A 16140-nucleotide genomic window follows, 5' to 3' on the forward strand; every position below is an offset into this window, starting at 1 on the left:
AGCAGTGTCTTTATTTTATTCAATATGGATAATATATAGAGCACTTATTCATACCCATCAGTCCATAATCATTGTTCTAATATATAACGAAGTGTCATAATATTGACTCGACACCGATTTGAAATTTCTATAGTTATAGTCAGTTAACTCGTCATTTGATTTGTCATATACTAAAAGGGACATTCTATTCATGTCTATAAACTCAGAAATGAAAGCTACAAGCAACAGAAACTCCCCTCGTCGGATTTTATTTGCAAGCCTTATTGGCCCAACAATTGAATTCTTTGATTTTTATGTCTTTGGCACTGCCGCAGCTCTTATATTTCCTCATGTGTTTTTTCCAACACAAAATGATCAAATTGCTATTTTACAATCTTTCCTAATATTTGGAGCAGCCTTTTTTGCCCGCCCTTTTGGATCAGTTGTTTTTGGACATTTTGGAGATAAGATTGGAAGAAAAGCAACACTTATCGCTTCTCTTCTCACAATGGGTCTTTCAACAGTCATTATTGGTTTTCTTCCTACTTATGAAATAGCTGGGTGGTTTGCCCCTTTCCTCTTAACCTTGTGCCGTATTGGACAGGGAATTGGATTAGGAGGAGAATGGGGAGGAGCTGTTTTGCTCGCTACAGAAAATGCCCCTCCAGAAAAGCGCGGCTGGTATGCAATGTTTCCCCAATTAGGCGTTTCAATAGGTTTGTTTTTATCTATTGCTGTTTATTTGGGTCTGCTGCATTTCCTTGATCGTGAAGAACTTTTAGCCTGGGGATGGCGTATTCCTTTTATTGCTTCAGTTGTTTTTATGATTATAGGATTATGGGTCCGTCTTTCAATCAATGAAACTGTTCAATTCAAAAAAACTCTTGAAAGTAAAAAACATGTCAAAGTTCCTATCATAGATGTCTTTTTAAAATGTCCACGAATCCTATTTCTTGGAATATTTTCTGGTATGGCAACTTTTGTTTTGTTTTACTTGGTTACTACATATTTGTTAAGCTATTCAACAAACCATTTGCAATTGCCATTTCATCAAGCTCTTCAAATCGAAATTGTCGGTGCTATTTTTTGTGGGATTTTTACTGTCATCACGGGAAGACTCGCTGACCGTATTAGACGTAGAACTTTGATGATTTGGATTACAATCATCACCGGTATTTATTCTTTCGCAATTCCTTATTTCTTAAATTCTGGAGTTATAGGAGTCCTTGCAATGTCTGTTATCGGTTTGTCTCTCATGGGAATGATATACAGTCCTCTTGGTGCTGTTTTGGCTTCACCATACCCAACAGCAATTCGATATACCGGTTCTTCTATTACTTTCAATTTATCTGCTATTGTAGGAGCATCTCTCGCGCCTTATATTGCAGAATATCTGGTGCAACATTTCGATACATCTTATATCGGTTATTATTTGCTTCTTGCTTCTTTTATTTCACTGATTTGCTTCGTCGGATTTACAGATGATGAAATATCCAACTAAAATATAATAACGAAGAATAAAATAAGGACTGGCGGCAAAAATGCTGCCAGTTTCGTTTTTAAAGATAGGGGTTGAGGTATTTTCCACCACAATATTCCTGCAAACAAGGCACTCAAAAAGAAAAATAAAAAATCTGCAATATTGCTTATATAAGAAACAGCAAACATTTCTGATAAGATATGCGTTGTCCCCAACCATGAAACGCAAAAGAAGGCCAACATCACAGCCCATAAAACAAGCAAAATTCGATCAATGATCATCATTATGGCGTTTCGTTTTTTTAATTATAGTCCATATATTTAACATGCCTAAAAGAAAAATCACAATAAAAACCCAACGCCCTCCCCCTGAGCCTTCCGTAATAAAAAGTGCAGGATTTACTATTCCCAGTAATCCTATAAAAATCAGAACAATAGATACAAGACGCATTAAACCTGTTTTTCCCAGCGATAATCTTCAGTCTGTTGCCAATACGTTAAATTATGATTTTCCATTTTATATTTTTTCCACTGTGCACGAACGAGATTCAACTGCTCTTCACTTCTACCATCAAATATCACGACAAGCCGTTGATAAGCATCAATATCCGAACAAACAGCTCCCTCTATGAGAAAACGAATTTTTGAATCATTCGGATTTTCTTGTCCTGTCGTAAGAAATACAGGCTGAAAGTTTGGATATTGATCACACTCCGTTCCATGTCCAATAAATGATTCATCAGTATAAACCCATAAATGTATATCTATAGAATCGCGTTGTTCTTTACTCACACACTGTATTGTTACTTTACCAAAACGAGCCAATGCACGCTCCACAAGCGTCGGCAAAATATCCTTCAGCGTTGACTGCGTCAAATGATAGAATAAAATATCCAATCTCTTAAGCTTTCATCATTCTTTATAAAAAAGCTAACATCTTTTTAAAAAAACTTCTATATCCCTAATACAAAGGAAACGGTTCAAGATATAAACCCTCTTTTTTGATTGAGATGCATTATCTTTTTGCACGTGTCTTTAAAAGACAAAAATTTTTATCTTCAACGTTAATAAAAAAGTTTTTTAAGTTATTTTCTAGATTCTTCTAGATTCTTTGTAGACTATAGTTGAAAATAAAATATAATGTACGGAAAATTTAAAGAGGACCTCATAGGCAATTTTATATTATTTATTTGGTAAAAATATCCAATTCATGAAAGGATATTTTTACAAACTTTATTACATTTTAACCGAAAGCAGTAAGAATATTTGCTATCGAATTAAAAACTGAGGATTTTCCCCAATTTATGCGTATTATTGAGTTCTACATCCTGAAACGTGTCCTTGTTTTGTTTAGTTCTGTCATGATTGCAGCAGTGGGCGTTAGTTGGACTATACAAATTCTTGCACGGATAAACTTTCTCACAACAAGTAAACAAACACTCCTCACAGTCTTACAATTTTCACTCTCATTGGTTCCTTCTGTTATTTTTGTTGTCATTCCGTTTGCATTAGTGATCGCAATTACAACCATCCTCTCAGCAATGCATCAAGACTCAGAACTTGCTGTCATCAATGCCTCTGGTTTTCCTAAAAGTACTGTTTGGAAACCTATCCTTCTTCTTGCTATTGTTGCATCCTGTACCTCCTTTTCTATAGCTAATTTTGTTGTTCCTCAAGCGCGTCTTCATATGCGACAAATGCTAGCAAGCGCTCATTTTGATCTTATTAATCTATTCATTAGTGAAGGGAGCTTCCAAAAACTCACCAATAACCTTTACATAGAAATTGGCGAACGAAATCCAAATGGAACACTTGAACGCCTTTTCATTGCCGACCAGCGTGATCCTAAGACTGATCTTTTTTATTATGCAACAGACGCATCCATTGTGAGCAATAAAAACGGCAGTTTTCTGGTTCTCAATAACGGTGAAATAGAAAGAGTCAATCATCAAAATAACAGTGTTTCAATCGTGCAATTTAGCTCATATACTTTTAGCCTAGGAGAGTTTATCCCCAGTGATAAAACACCTACTCTTTATCCAAAAGATCGGTCTCTTTCTTATTTACAAAACCCTGACCCAAAAGATCCCTACTATCAACGAAAACCACTCCAATATAAAGCTGAATTTCACCGCAGATTAACACAATGGCTCTACCCTATTGTTTTTTCACTTATTGCATTAGCAGCGGCAGGGGATGTACGCTCCCATCGACAAGCTCATCATTCCGCAAATCTCTCGGCAATTGCCCTCTCTTTTCTGGTGTATTGGATAGGATATTTTTTCGCAGAAAAAGCAAAAAGCGATCTTGCATACGTTCCTCTCCTTTATATTATACCTATAGGAACAAGTGCATTTGTCTTTTTTATGCTTTTAACGAATCATAAAATTGGGCTTCCCACAAAAGTTAATGAGATACTTCAAATCGCTTTTCAAAAAATAATGAACAAATTTGAACATCGAAAATCTCAAGATTCCTCGGATGAAATATCATGATTGGGTGGACACTTGGACGATATTTTTTTATACGTTATCTTAAAATAACTTGTTATTTCTGGGGAAGCATTTTTGTTCTTGCTCTTTTAATCGATTTCACAGAGAATTCCGGTAGGCTATCTTCCCTTCCGCATTATACAGCAAAAGATGCATTTTTCCTCTCTGCTTTACGCATCCCTTTTATCATGCAACAACTTATCCCTTTCATTGCACTCTTTTCTGCAATGGCAACGCTTATCTCGCTCAACAAAAAACTTGAACTTGTGGTGACTCGTTCAATCGGTGTTTCTGCATGGCAATTTCTTATGCCAGCTTGTTTTGGAGCTTTTCTTTTAGGATTATTTTCAATTCTTCTCATTAATCCACTTGCTGCATGGGGATTTTCTCAAGCAGAAAAAAAGATGACTGAATGGCGCAATCACAATGTACTAACACCTCTTCACAATACAAGTATCCACTGGTTAACACAACGTACAAATTTAGGCAGAACAACCATTGGTGCTAAATCTATCACCGATCAAGGACTTTCTCTTCTCGATGCCACCTTTGTACAATACAATGACAATGCAACCGTTAAAAATTGGATTAACGCCCCAAAAGCAACCTTGACTAATGGATTTTGGCTATTAACAAATGGAACAATCTATAAAATAGGGCATCCTCCTGAAAAATTTACCGTGTTGCAAATAAAAACCAATCTAAAACCTGAATTTTTAACGGAACGTTTAGTGAATCCCGCAACTATTCCATTTTACCAATTGCCAAAAAAAATTATGATTGCACGTTCATTTGGCTATTCTGCTCATAATTTTGATATGTATTTTCAATCTTTGATTGCATTACCGGCATTGCTTGTGGCAATGACCCTCATTGCAGCAACTGTATCTTTAAATTTTACACGTTTTGGGCAATCTAGAATGTTGATTCTTGGTGGCGTAATAGCTGGGTTTATGCTTTATGTTATTTCCGTACTTGTTCAAGCTTTCGGTAATGCTGGATATATTCCACCAATTATTGCAGCTTGGACACCCGTTGTTATTGCGTTATTCTTAGGAATCTCTTTTTTACTTCATAAAGAGGATGGCTAAGTGAAAGCATTAACACTTAAAAAAACTATTTTAACAAAATTAAGTGCTCTCGCTTTTAAAAGTGTTGTGGGGGTTATTTTAGGAAGTGCTTTGTCTTATTGTGCGCACGCTCAAAGCCTTCAATCTCCTTCTCAAAGTCGCATTCAAAATCTGGAACCTCCTCTTTTGCTCTCTGCGGATGAACTCATCTACAATCGTGATGAAAACACTGTTTCTGCACACGGTAATGTCCAAATCGAATATGATGGCAATAAAGTTGTCGCTCAAAAAATTATTTACAATCAAAAAACAGGACGGCTTATAGCACAAGGGAACGTTGAAATTACTCAAAAGGATGGTAATAAAATTTATTCCAACCAAATTGATATGACCAAAGATCTTGGCGAGGGTTTTGTAAACGCCCTACGTATTGATACAGCCAACAATGTTCACTTTTCAGCCCAAAATGCTACACGCAAACACAATCACATAACAGTCTTTGAAAATGCAACCTATACAGCCTGTGAACCTTGCTCTTATAAACCAGATAGAGACGTCCTATGGAAAATTAAAGCAAGAAAGATCATATGGAATAATAGCGTCAAAAAAATTCGGTTTGAAAATAGCAGTTTTGAAGTTTTTGGTGTACCGATTATAAAATTTCCAAATTTTGAGATCTATGATCCAACTGTCAGGCGTGCTAGCGGTCTGCTTACTCCTCATTTTTTTTATACTGATTATCTCGGTATGGGGATAAAGAATTCTTATTTCTGGAATCTCGCCCCCCATTATGATTTTACCCTTTCTTCTACGGTTTATACCCAACAAGGGCTTTTAACCGAAGGGGAATGGCGTCAGCGTTTAAAAACGGGACGTTATAACATTCGCTTTGCTCATATATATCAAATGAAACCGCATAGATTTGATAATGATACGATTGATGCCCAACATAAAAACCGTTATATGCTGGCGACAAAGGGGGATTTTCGTATTAATTCACACTGGACTTATGGATGGGATATTCTTGCACAATCAGATCGGCATTTTAGTCGTGCCTATAAACTTGAAAACTATAACAATCCTACACAACTTTCTCAGATCTATCTGAATGGTCTTGCAGGAAAAAATTATTTTGATATGCGTTTTTATCATTTTAAAGTTCAAGATTCAATATTGAATGATCCTCATTATGAACGTCACTCTCGGCAAGCGTGGGTCTTACCACGCATCGATTATTTTTTCACACCAGATGAACCCATTTATAATGGAGAGCTTACCTTCCATAGTAATATGCAATCAGTTTATCGTCGCCATGCTGACTTCAGTTCACCCGACCAGAACGGAAACCCTCTCAACACAGTAAAACTTTCTGGTATGGCTGGAAATAGTTTGCGTTTAACAAACGAGCTTCAGTGGAAAAAGCGCTTCAACACGCACAACGGACTCATCTTAACCCCTCTTCTCTCTCTACGAGCTGATATCATTACAACCAATGCAAGCGAAAATCACACAGATTCTATAGAAAACAATGCCTTATCCGCAATTCATGGTTCAGCAATTCGTGGCATGGCAACAGCAGGGTTGGAACTACGTTATCCCTTCCTCATTACAGCTAATCATTCTACACATATTATAGAACCAACTGCACAAATTTTTATACGCAATAATGAACAATATATTGGACAAATTCCTAATGAAGATGCTCAAAGCTTTGTCTTTGATGCAACCACTCTCTTTCAACGAGACAAATTTTCTGGTTATGATCGTGTAGAAGGTGGTACAAGAGCCAATATAGGTATAAGATATTCTGGAAGCCTTAATGATAATTGGTCTCTTTATGGTCTCATTGGACAATCCTTCCATCTAGCAGGAAAGAATTCTTTTGCAGAAAAGGACTTTATCAATGTCGGTACTCATTCTAGCTTAGAGGCAAAACGTTCAGACTATGTTGCAATGTTTGGTACAACCCATAAAAGTGGTTTTTCCTTAGAAACGCGTGGACGCTTTGACAAAAAAACAGGAAAAATCCGCCGTAGTGAAATCGAAGCATCACAAAAATGGCAAAATTTTTGGGCGGCTCTACAATATGCCTATATCGCAAAGCAACCAGACTATGAATATTCTCAAGAGCGCCAAGAAATTTCTTTTCAAACAGGACTTAAATTAGCAGATTATTGGTCCATTAATAGCAACGCCGGTTATGATTTAGTATCTGGTACATTTATAAAGCGAGGAATTAGCTTGAGTTATATGGATGAATGTTTCGGGTTAACATTCGGTTATCAACAGGTAACGAATCCAGGCAGGAAAGCACCCTTGCAAAACTTTAATTTCTCTCTTTCATTGCGTACGATTGCAGATATCGGAAAAAAGATAGATTAATTTATAAAGGGAATGTATCAGTCATTTAACTTATCATTGTTTTTATGAAAGAAAGCGTGTATTTTAAGTTGTTGATGAGAATTAATAAACAATGCGAAAGCCTATTTACATGAATAAATTGAAAAAGCGTTTTCTTGCTTTATTTTATATTGCATCTTTGAGCGTAAGTAGCCTGCTAATAAATGGATTTTTGATTCCGACAGTCTTTGCGCAGACTTCTATTGTTGTTACAGTTAATGGCAACCCCATCACAAATTATGATATACAAAGACGCCTTGCTTTTCTCAGGCTACAACAAAAGCAAGGCAATTTGGTGGCACAGGCTAAAAAAGAGCTTATTGATGAAAAGCTAAAAAATATTGAAATAAAACGTCGTAATATTGAAGTAAGCAATGATGAAGTTGATAGAGCTTTTGAGAATTTTGCGACACAAAATAATATGACGATTGATCAGCTCAACCAAATTCTGATCCAAACTGAGATCACAGTGCAACACTTTAAAGATTACATCCGTGGACAAATAGGATGGGGGCGTCTTGTTAGCGCACGCTATCAAGCTGAAACAGGTATGATTAGCGAACAAGAAGCTGTACGCAGAATATTAAAAAATGGTGGTGTAAAACCTTCAACCAACGAATATACATTACAGCGAATTGTTTTTGTCATTCCTGCACATCGTCGTTCAGAGATCTTTGAAAGACGTCAAAGAGAAGCAAGTAATTTTCGCGCACATTTCCGTGGATGTGCCAATGCTCACAATCAAGCAAGAGGTATTTTAGACGTTACTATCCGCCACTTAGGAAAGTTTCTGGAGCCACAACTTCCTAATGCATGGGAACAAGCTATTCTTGAAACGCCTGCTGGAAAAATGACAAAATTACAAGAAACATCTGATGGAATCGAAGCAATTGCTGTCTGCAAAATAAAAAGAGTTTCTGATGATTATGTCGCTCGACTGATATTTTCTCTTCAAGATAGTAAAAAAAGAAGCCCGCAAAAACTTGAAGAATTAAGCGACAAATATTTAGGAGAACTGCGCCGAGTGGCACGCATTCAAAATTCATAATGGCTGCTCTTATTGTTAGCGGTGGTGATCCTGCCGGAATTGGTCCTGAAATAGTACTAAAAGCGTGGAATTTGCGTGTTACACGCCAAATTCCACCTTTTGTACTTCTTGCTGATCCAGATGTTATTCGTTCGCGCGCTCGTTTTTTACAGATTGATGTTGAGGTGCAATCTGTTTTAATCAATAATCCTGCAAAAAATTTTCAAAACGCTCTTCCTATCATACCGTTAAAAAACAAACAAAGTGATCAATTAGGTATACCTTCATCGAAAAATACAGCTGGAATTATTGAAGCAATTAAACGCTGTGTTCAATTGATTCAAAATGGCCATGCATGTGCACTTATCACTTGTCCTATTGCAAAAAAGAGTCTTTATGATGCCGGTTTTCAATTTCCAGGTCATACAGAATTTTTAGCCGATTTAGCCCATAAAGCTTTTCATAAATGTTATCATCCAGTTATGATGTTAGCAGGACCTCGATTAAAAACAGTACCAATAACTGTTCATATTCCATTTAAAAATGTTCCTTCACAGCTTACCCGTGATTTAATTATTCAAACGGTACTTATTACTGAATATGACTTAAAAACAAGGTTTAAAATAACATCACCCCGACTAGCTGTTGCTGGTCTTAATCCTCATGCTGGAGAAGGAGGTGCGATGGGAAAAGAAGATATTGAAGTTATCACTCCTGTTATTGAATATCTTAAAAAGAAAGGACTCAATATTGCAGGCCCGCTGCCTGCCGACACAATGTTCCATGAATGCGCAAGAAAAGCATATGACGTTGCCATTTGTATGTATCATGATCAAGCCCTTATCCCTGTTAAGACATTAGACTTTGATAGCACTGTTAATGTCACGTTAGGTCTACCTTTTATTCGCACGTCTCCAGATCACGGAACTGCTTTTGACATTGCTGATAAAGGGATAGCCTCTCCCGAAAGCTTTATTGCTGCTCTTAAACTTGCAAATCAACTTGCAAAAAATAGTTTAAACCCATGCCAATAGATAATCTCCCTCCTCTGCGTGAGGTCATTGATATATATGGATTACAAGCGCATAAATCTTTGGGGCAGAATTTTCTTTTTGATCTTAATTTAACATCTAAAATTGCTCATCAAGCAGGCAATATAGAAGGAAAACCTGTTCTTGAAATTGGTCCTGGTCCTGGAGGTCTCACACGTGCCTTGCTAGCAAAGGGTGCCATTGTAACAGCAATAGAACGCGATGAGCGCTGCATACCGGCTCTCTTAGAAATAGAAAAACACTATCCTAAAAAATTAAAAGTTATTTGTAATGATGCACTGAAGCAAGATTTCTCAAAACTCTTTGAAACAAGCCCTGTAAAACCGCGCATTATTGCAAATCTTCCCTATAATATTGGGACACAACTCTTATTAAATTGGCTTTTGACTGAACCATGGCCTCCTTTTTATGAATCAATGACATTGATGTTTCAACGTGAAGTTGCCAAACGGATTACAGCCAAACCTCAATCTACTCATTATGGACGTCTTAGTGTCTTAACTGGCTGGCGTACCACTGCTAAAATTGCTTTTGATGTCCCCCCTCAAGCCTTCATACCAATACCTAAAGTAACGTCTTCCGTTGTTCATATTATTCCGCGAATACAACCTCTTTCCTGCTCTGCACAAAAACTAAGCCTCGTCACAAAAACCGCCTTTGGGCAAAGACGAAAAATGCTTCGTCAAAATCTCAAAATACTTGGAGGTGAAGAGCTATTAGAAAAAGCTGGAATTGATGGAACGCGCCGTGCTGAAACGCTCTCGATTTCTGAATTTGTAACTTTAGCGCATCTAGTGCTCTAAAAAATGCACTTTGTGTTATAAAACCTTTTTTAATCACAACATTTATCGATTTTTTCAGCAATAAGCCCATCAACAAAAGAGCCAAGATAAGAACAACGCTCACGTTTTACGGTTTCAGCTAAATAAATTGATTTAATAAAAGATAAAGACTGATCTAAATCTTCGTTAATCACAACATAATCATAAGAAAGCCAATGCTTTAACTCCGTTCGTGCATTTTCCAATCGCAAATTGACAGTATCTTGACTATCTTCTGCTCGACGATGTAAACGCGAAACAAGCTCTTTCATTGATGGTGGAAGAATAAAAACAGATACAGTGTCTCCTAGCATCTTTTTTTGCAGCTGCTCGGTACCTTGATAATCAATATCAAATAACATATCTTGGCCAGCATTCAATGCGCTTTCAACAGTTTCACGTAAAGTGCCATAATAATTTCCGTGAACTTCTGCCCACTCAATAAATTCATCCCTATCACGCTTATATTCAAACTCTTCTTTTGAAATAAAGTAATAATGCAGCCCATCTACTTCACTAGGACGCCTTTTCCTTGTAGTCATACTTACGGAAAGCTCTAATTGTCCCTCTTTTAGAAGTAATCGAGAAATTGTTGATTTACCAGCACCTGAAGGCGAAGAGAGAATAAATAAAAAACCGCGGCGTTGATTCATTTTTATAGTACTCAATTTACTTTCAAAGACTGTCATTACATCACTCTACTTTGTTCATAAATGTTTCTCCAAAATTTGAATTATACATTATCTCAACCTCTCTCCTAATCAATGTGTTTTCTTAGCAATTCTCAATGTTATTCTGCTCTTTTTTGAGATAAGGTATTAGCAGTATATTCACTTCTTTCTTAAATATTTTTATCCATACGCCAACCCCACTTGTGACAGACAAGAAAATGATTTTTTATCATTCTCATAAAAAGTTTAAATAGAAAAATTTTACTATATTTGGGATTCTCATTTACGATGCAAAAAGATGTGTTATCACTATAAATTCAATGTTTTGCCTTTAATTCTCGCCACTTGCGAACATTCATATTATGTTCCTCTAAAGTTCGAGAAAAAACATGCCCTCCTGAACCATCAGCAACAAAATAAAGTGCATCACTGCTTGGTGGATGTGCCACCGCTTTTAAAGAATCTCGACCTGGATTTGCAATAGCCGTTGGGGGCAAACCATTAATTTTATAAGTATTATATGGTGTTTCCTTCTCAAGATCTGAACGATAAATTGCACGACCGGATGGTTTTCCTTTTCCTCCGAAGAGACCATAAATTACTGTTGGATCTGATTGAAGACGCATATGCTTTGTAAGGCGGTTATAAAATACCGCAGCAACCATTGGTCTTTCTGCTGCAATTCCCGTTTCTTTCTCAACAATTGAGGCTAATATAACAAATTCATCAATTGATTTAATGGGTAAATCAGGTGAACGCGTATCCCATATAGCATGAATTAATTTTGTCTGTCCTTCACGCAACCTGTTTACAATCTCTTTACGCGTTGTTCCCCGAATAAAACGAACAGTATCCGTCATTAAATAACCTTCTGGAGGCAAAATTTTTGGAAGGTCTCCAATCAAAATTTCATTCGCAGCTAATCGATCGAAAACTTGCTGAACCGTTAAACCTTCAGGTACTGTAAATGTATACTCTATAGATTTTCCTTTCACAAGAATATCCATAATATCCTGCATCGAAGCATGAGCCGGAATTAAATATTCACCAGCCTTCAGATGCGTTGTTTTTTGGTGATAACCAACCCCATAAACAAAAATATCTGATGATCGAATGAAACCGCGTTTTTCTAGCAATGAAGCAATTTCACGAATTCCGGTACCAGGATGGATAAGAACAATTTGTTCTTCCTCAATTTTTCCCTTTTCTTCAAAAATACTTTTTCCAATATAAAGAGGAATACTTATGGCAAAAAGAATAATCACAATCAGCATAAGAAAAAAATGACCGAGAATGACCAACGGATTACGGACGATAGATGATTTCTTTCGTTTTTTATGTATTAACATGTCATAACTATCTGCTAAATGATTCGAAGAGGAATCACTTACGTCCTTTAATGATTTTCCATTTTTCACATCGGACATAACCCCTCAATAGCGATTAAGGATAATATTATAATTTCTTATTCACCTTATAATAAAGTAGAAAACTCAAAAGCAAAAATTAAATAAAAATACTTATTATCCCCTAAAACGTCGCATCACCAACGATGCATTTGTCCCACCAAATCCAAAAGAATTAGAAAGAATCGTATCAATCTTTCGTTCACGCGGTTTGTGTGGTACAAGATCGATTTTTGTTTCAATCGATGGATTGTCAAGATTAAGTGTCGCTGGGGCTATATTATCCCGTATAGCTAAAATAGAAAAAATAGCCTCAGCAGCACCGGCTGCACCAAGTAAATGCCCGATAGATGATTTCGTTGATGACATAGAAACTTGTGGTGCATAACTCCCTAAAACACGCTCAACAGCCGCTAGCTCTATGGAATCAGCCATCGTAGATGTACCATGAGCATTAATATAATCAAGTTCACTTATATTCACTTGTGCACGCTTAAGAGCAGCTATCATACTACGCTGAGCCCCTTCACCACTTTCTGAAGGCGCTGTAATGTGGTAAGCGTCACCAGATAAACCATAGCCAATAACCTCAGCATAAATACGCGCTCCTCGTTTTTTGGCATGTTCCAGCTCTTCTAAAACAACAACAGCTGCTCCTTCCCCCATCACAAAACCATCACGATCAGTATCATAAGGACGTGACGCCCGTTCAGGATCATCATTGCGACAAGTAGAAAGAGCTCTACAAGCTGCAAAACCTGCAAGAGATATCCGATTTATCGGAGATTCAGTCCCCCCTGCCACCATGACATCTGCATCACCAAACATAATCAAACGTGCCGCATCACCAATTGCATGCGCCCCTGTTGAACAAGCCGTTACAACAGAATGATTAGGCCCCCGTAAACCATATTGAATAGACACATAACCAGAAGCAAGATTAATCAAACGACCTGGAATAAAAAAAGGAGAAACACGACGTGGGCCCTTATCACGAAGCGTATAACCAGCTTCAACAATACCCTCAACTCCCCCAATTCCCGAACCAATTAACACGCCTGTACAAATCTGATCTTCATCACTCTTAGGAAACCATTCGGCATCTGCAAGCGCTTGGTTAGCAGCAGCCATTGCATAAACAATAAATGCATCAACTTTACGTTGCTCTTTAGGTTCCATATACAAATCAGCATTATAAGTCCCCTCTGTTCCATCCCCTAAGGGGATACGCGCAGCAATCTGGCATGGCAAATCTGACACATCAAACTCTGTGATACGTCGGACACCACTTCTTCCTTCAAGAAGTCGCTTCCAACTATATTCAATATTACCAGCTAATGGAGATACCAATCCTAAACCAGTAACAACAACACGTCTCATAACTTCTAACCTTGAACTAAACTTCACCTCTCAAAGCTCTCTTTTCAAAAGAGCTCCGAAGAATATAGGCAAAAGCAATTTATGCCTTTGCCCTTTAGTAATCACACAGAAGCTTTATCAATGAACTTGACTGCATCGCCAACTGTGAAAATCGTTTCAGCAGCTTCATCTGGAATTTCTACCCCAAACTCTTCTTCAAAAGCCATAACGAGTTCAACCGTATCAAGGCTATCAGCCCCTAGATCATCGATAAAGCTTGCATTTTCTACAACTTTATCAGCATTAACCCCAAGATGTTCCACGATAATTTTCTTAACGCGCTCTACTGTATCACTCATGTTGAAATCCTCGAATTTATATTTCCTATAATTTGGTTAACTATATCGGTTCATCTAATCAAGCAATAGATGCATTACTTTAAAAGATTTTAGTAATGATTTAAAACATCCTGTGGATATCCCCTACAAAATGAACCAATCTGACATTCCGACATCAATTGATCAACGACCATATTAAAGAAATAGATGCATCTATCCATTTCAATCGTTACTATCTAAAATAATACAACTCATAAATCAATGTGGAATAAAATAAATACTCAAATCATTGCCATTCCACCATTGATATGGAGTGTTTGACCTGTCGTATAGGCTGCTTCATCGCTTGCTAAATAAACAGCAGCAGCGGCTATTTCTTGCCCACTTCCCATACGTTTCATCGGAATCGCAGCCATAATGGCTTCTTTTTGCTTTTCATTAAGCTTGTCTGTCATTGCGGATTTAATAAATCCTGGAGCAATACAATTGACAGTGATGTTTCGCGAAGCAATTTCTTGTGCCAATGCTTTAGAAAAACCTATCAAGCCTGCTTTTGCAGCACAATAATTCGTTTGTCCAGGGTTTCCCACAACACCAACAACAGATGTAATGTTAATAATCCTTCCATACCGGCGGCGCATCATAGAATGTATTAATTCACGCGTCAAAAGAGAAGCAGCTGTTAGGTTAACTTCTAAAACATCATCCCAGTCTTTATCTTGCATACGCACAAAAAGACCATCCCTAGTGATTCCCGCATTGTTAACCAAAATATCGACGCCATCCATTTTTCTCTCTGCAACTTCAGCCAATTGTTTAATCGATTGGCGTTCAGAAAGATTAGCGGGAAATACAAAAACATTCTGCCCTAATTCTGCCGCCACTTCTCTGAGCTTTTCTTCACGTGTTCCATGAAGTCCAACAATAGCTCCTTGTGCATGAAAGCAGCGTGCAATTGCCTCACCAATTTCTCCCGAAGCCCCCGTTACAAGAGCTTTACGTCCTGTTAATCTAAACATTTTTAAACTCCTTATAGATTAAACGCCGAGCATACCTAGCGCTGATTCTATTTCATCAACTGTTCCAATGGTTACCCCCTTTATATCTTTGTTAATACGACGCGTTAAACCTGTTAATACTTTTCCAGAACCAACTTCAAAAAGCGTATCAACTCCATTAGCAGCGATCCATTCTATTGTTTCACGCCATCGCACCCTCCCAGTCACTTGTTGGACAAGAAGAGTAGTAATACGCTCTGGATTGCTCTCAGGTGCAACAGAAACATTGGCAATCAAAGGAACAATAGGGGACATTTTGTTAACAGTCAAAAGTGCTTTCTTCATGGCATCAGCAGCAGGTTGCATTAAAGATGAATGAAAAGGTGCAGAAACAGGAAGAAGAAGTGCACGTTTTGCACCTTTTGTTGATGCAATCTCTACCGCTGCCTCAACTGCTTTTGCTTTACCGGAAATAACAATTTGCCCACCACCATTATCATTAGCAATCTGACATAGTCCTTCTCCAGAAACAGTTTCACAAATTTCTTCCACAATGTGCTCTTCTAAACCAATTAATGCAGCCATAGAACCTTCACCAACCGCGACAGCAGCCTGCATAGCATTGCCACGAATACGCAAAAGTCTTGCCGTATCTGTGAGAGTAAATGTACCAGCAGCACAAAGAGCCGAATATTCGCCTAAAGAATGACCAGCAACAAACCTTACCTTTTCTTCTATACGAAGCCCTAATTGTTTCATCACACGAATGACAGCCATAGATACAGCCATTAATGCCGGTTGTGCATTTGCTGTTAACGTTAAAACATCTGCTGGTCCTTCAAAAATGATCTTTGATAATTTCTCACCCAAAGCATCATCAACTTCCTCGAAAACCATCCGTGCGACAATAAATTGCTCTGCAAGCGCTTTCCCCATACCAACAAGTTGACTCCCCTGCCCTGGAAAAATAAAAGCTGCACCCATTTATCAACTCCTAAAACTGTACAATTAAATTATTTTCTTTTGACCTTATTCATCCGCACAAATC

General features: G+C 37.6%; 16 protein-coding genes. 7 read left to right on the forward strand and 9 right to left on the reverse strand.

Annotated elements, in window-relative coordinates; all coding sequences use genetic code 11:
• Positions 1-190 precede the first annotated feature (190 nt).
• Positions 191-1480 carry an MFS transporter gene (locus tag ACFINR_RS00270; protein ID WP_375611247.1) on the forward strand — a complete coding sequence of 430 codons (1290 nt, stop codon included), beginning with the start codon at positions 191-193 and terminating at the stop codon, positions 1478-1480.
• On the opposite strand, the gene ACFINR_RS00275 is transcribed toward ACFINR_RS00270, so the two are convergent.
• Genes ACFINR_RS00275 through ACFINR_RS00285 form a run of 3 tightly spaced genes read right to left on the reverse strand, consistent with a single transcriptional unit; the run spans position 1477 to position 2355 of the window.
• On the reverse strand, positions 1477-1740 hold the full coding sequence (locus ACFINR_RS00275) for a hypothetical protein (protein WP_375629333.1): 264 nt from the start codon (positions 1738-1740) through the stop codon (positions 1477-1479). The genes ACFINR_RS00270 and ACFINR_RS00275 overlap by 4 nt on opposite strands.
• Complete coding sequence (locus ACFINR_RS00280; RefSeq protein ID WP_375629223.1) at positions 1730-1909, reverse strand: hypothetical protein; 180 nt, start codon at positions 1907-1909, stop codon at positions 1730-1732. Before ACFINR_RS00280 ends, ACFINR_RS00275 begins: the two co-directional genes overlap by 11 nt.
• A complete protein-coding gene (locus tag ACFINR_RS00285; RefSeq protein ID WP_375652278.1) occupies positions 1909-2355 on the reverse strand; it encodes a DNA polymerase III subunit chi in 447 nt (148 codons plus the stop codon). Before ACFINR_RS00285 ends, ACFINR_RS00280 begins: the two co-directional genes overlap by 1 nt.
• 407 nt (positions 2356-2762) lie before the next feature.
• Here ACFINR_RS00285 and lptF point away from each other — a divergent pair, with 407 nt between their 5' ends.
• From lptF to rsmA, 6 genes are all read left to right on the forward strand, one after another.
• The gene (lptF, locus tag ACFINR_RS00290) at positions 2763-3953 is read left to right on the forward strand and encodes an LPS export ABC transporter permease LptF (protein WP_375631736.1); all 1191 of its coding nucleotides are present in this window, start codon (positions 2763-2765) and stop codon (positions 3951-3953) included.
• The gene (gene lptG / locus ACFINR_RS00295) at positions 3950-5041 is read left to right on the forward strand and encodes an LPS export ABC transporter permease LptG (protein WP_375629231.1); all 1092 of its coding nucleotides are present in this window, start codon (positions 3950-3952) and stop codon (positions 5039-5041) included. The genes lptF and lptG overlap by 4 nt, the downstream gene beginning before the upstream one ends.
• Positions 5042-7402, forward strand: coding sequence for an LPS-assembly protein LptD (locus tag ACFINR_RS00300; protein ID WP_375652279.1), 2361 nt, complete (start codon positions 5042-5044; stop codon positions 7400-7402). It abuts the gene before it with no gap.
• Between the two features lie 109 nt (positions 7403-7511).
• A complete protein-coding gene (locus ACFINR_RS00305; protein ID WP_375620739.1) occupies positions 7512-8468 on the forward strand; it encodes a SurA N-terminal domain-containing protein in 957 nt (318 codons plus the stop codon).
• The gene (pdxA, locus tag ACFINR_RS00310; protein WP_375631728.1) at positions 8468-9481 is read left to right on the forward strand and encodes a 4-hydroxythreonine-4-phosphate dehydrogenase PdxA; all 1014 of its coding nucleotides are present in this window, start codon (positions 8468-8470) and stop codon (positions 9479-9481) included. The genes ACFINR_RS00305 and pdxA overlap by 1 nt, the downstream gene beginning before the upstream one ends.
• Positions 9472-10302 carry a 16S rRNA (adenine(1518)-N(6)/adenine(1519)-N(6))-dimethyltransferase RsmA gene (rsmA, locus tag ACFINR_RS00315; protein WP_375611238.1) on the forward strand — a complete coding sequence of 277 codons (831 nt, stop codon included), beginning with the start codon at positions 9472-9474 and terminating at the stop codon, positions 10300-10302. Before pdxA ends, rsmA begins: the two co-directional genes overlap by 10 nt.
• 29 nt (positions 10303-10331) lie before the next feature.
• Here rsmA and gmk read toward each other — a convergent pair whose 3' ends face one another.
• The 6 genes from gmk to fabD all read right to left on the reverse strand — a co-directional run bounded on the left by gmk (position 10332) and on the right by fabD (position 16076).
• Entirely contained in the window at positions 10332-11009 is a 678-nt protein-coding gene (gene gmk / locus ACFINR_RS00320; protein WP_375652280.1) for a guanylate kinase, read from the reverse strand.
• Positions 11010-11308: 299 nt separating this feature from the next.
• Entirely contained in the window at positions 11309-12418 is a 1110-nt protein-coding gene (gene mltG / locus ACFINR_RS00325) for an endolytic transglycosylase MltG (protein ID WP_375652281.1), read from the reverse strand.
• 96 nt (positions 12419-12514) lie between these two features.
• Positions 12515-13777, reverse strand: a complete 1263-nt coding sequence (fabF, locus tag ACFINR_RS00330; RefSeq protein ID WP_375652282.1) for a beta-ketoacyl-ACP synthase II — start codon at positions 13775-13777, stop codon at positions 12515-12517.
• A gap of 101 nt (positions 13778-13878) precedes the next feature.
• Positions 13879-14115 carry an acyl carrier protein gene (locus tag ACFINR_RS00335; protein ID WP_375652283.1) on the reverse strand — a complete coding sequence of 79 codons (237 nt, stop codon included), beginning with the start codon at positions 14113-14115 and terminating at the stop codon, positions 13879-13881.
• Between the two features lie 260 nt (positions 14116-14375).
• A complete protein-coding gene (gene fabG / locus ACFINR_RS00340) occupies positions 14376-15113 on the reverse strand; it encodes a 3-oxoacyl-[acyl-carrier-protein] reductase (RefSeq protein WP_375652284.1) in 738 nt (245 codons plus the stop codon).
• 18 nt (positions 15114-15131) lie between these two features.
• Positions 15132-16076 (reverse strand): ACP S-malonyltransferase, encoded by a 945-nt coding sequence (gene fabD, locus ACFINR_RS00345; RefSeq protein WP_375612933.1) that lies wholly within the window; start codon positions 16074-16076, stop codon positions 15132-15134.
• Positions 16077-16140 lie beyond the last annotated feature (64 nt).

This window comes from Bartonella sp. AP19HLJMH, assembly GCF_042196245.1.
Taxonomy (GTDB): Bacteria; Pseudomonadota; Alphaproteobacteria; order Rhizobiales; family Rhizobiaceae; genus Bartonella.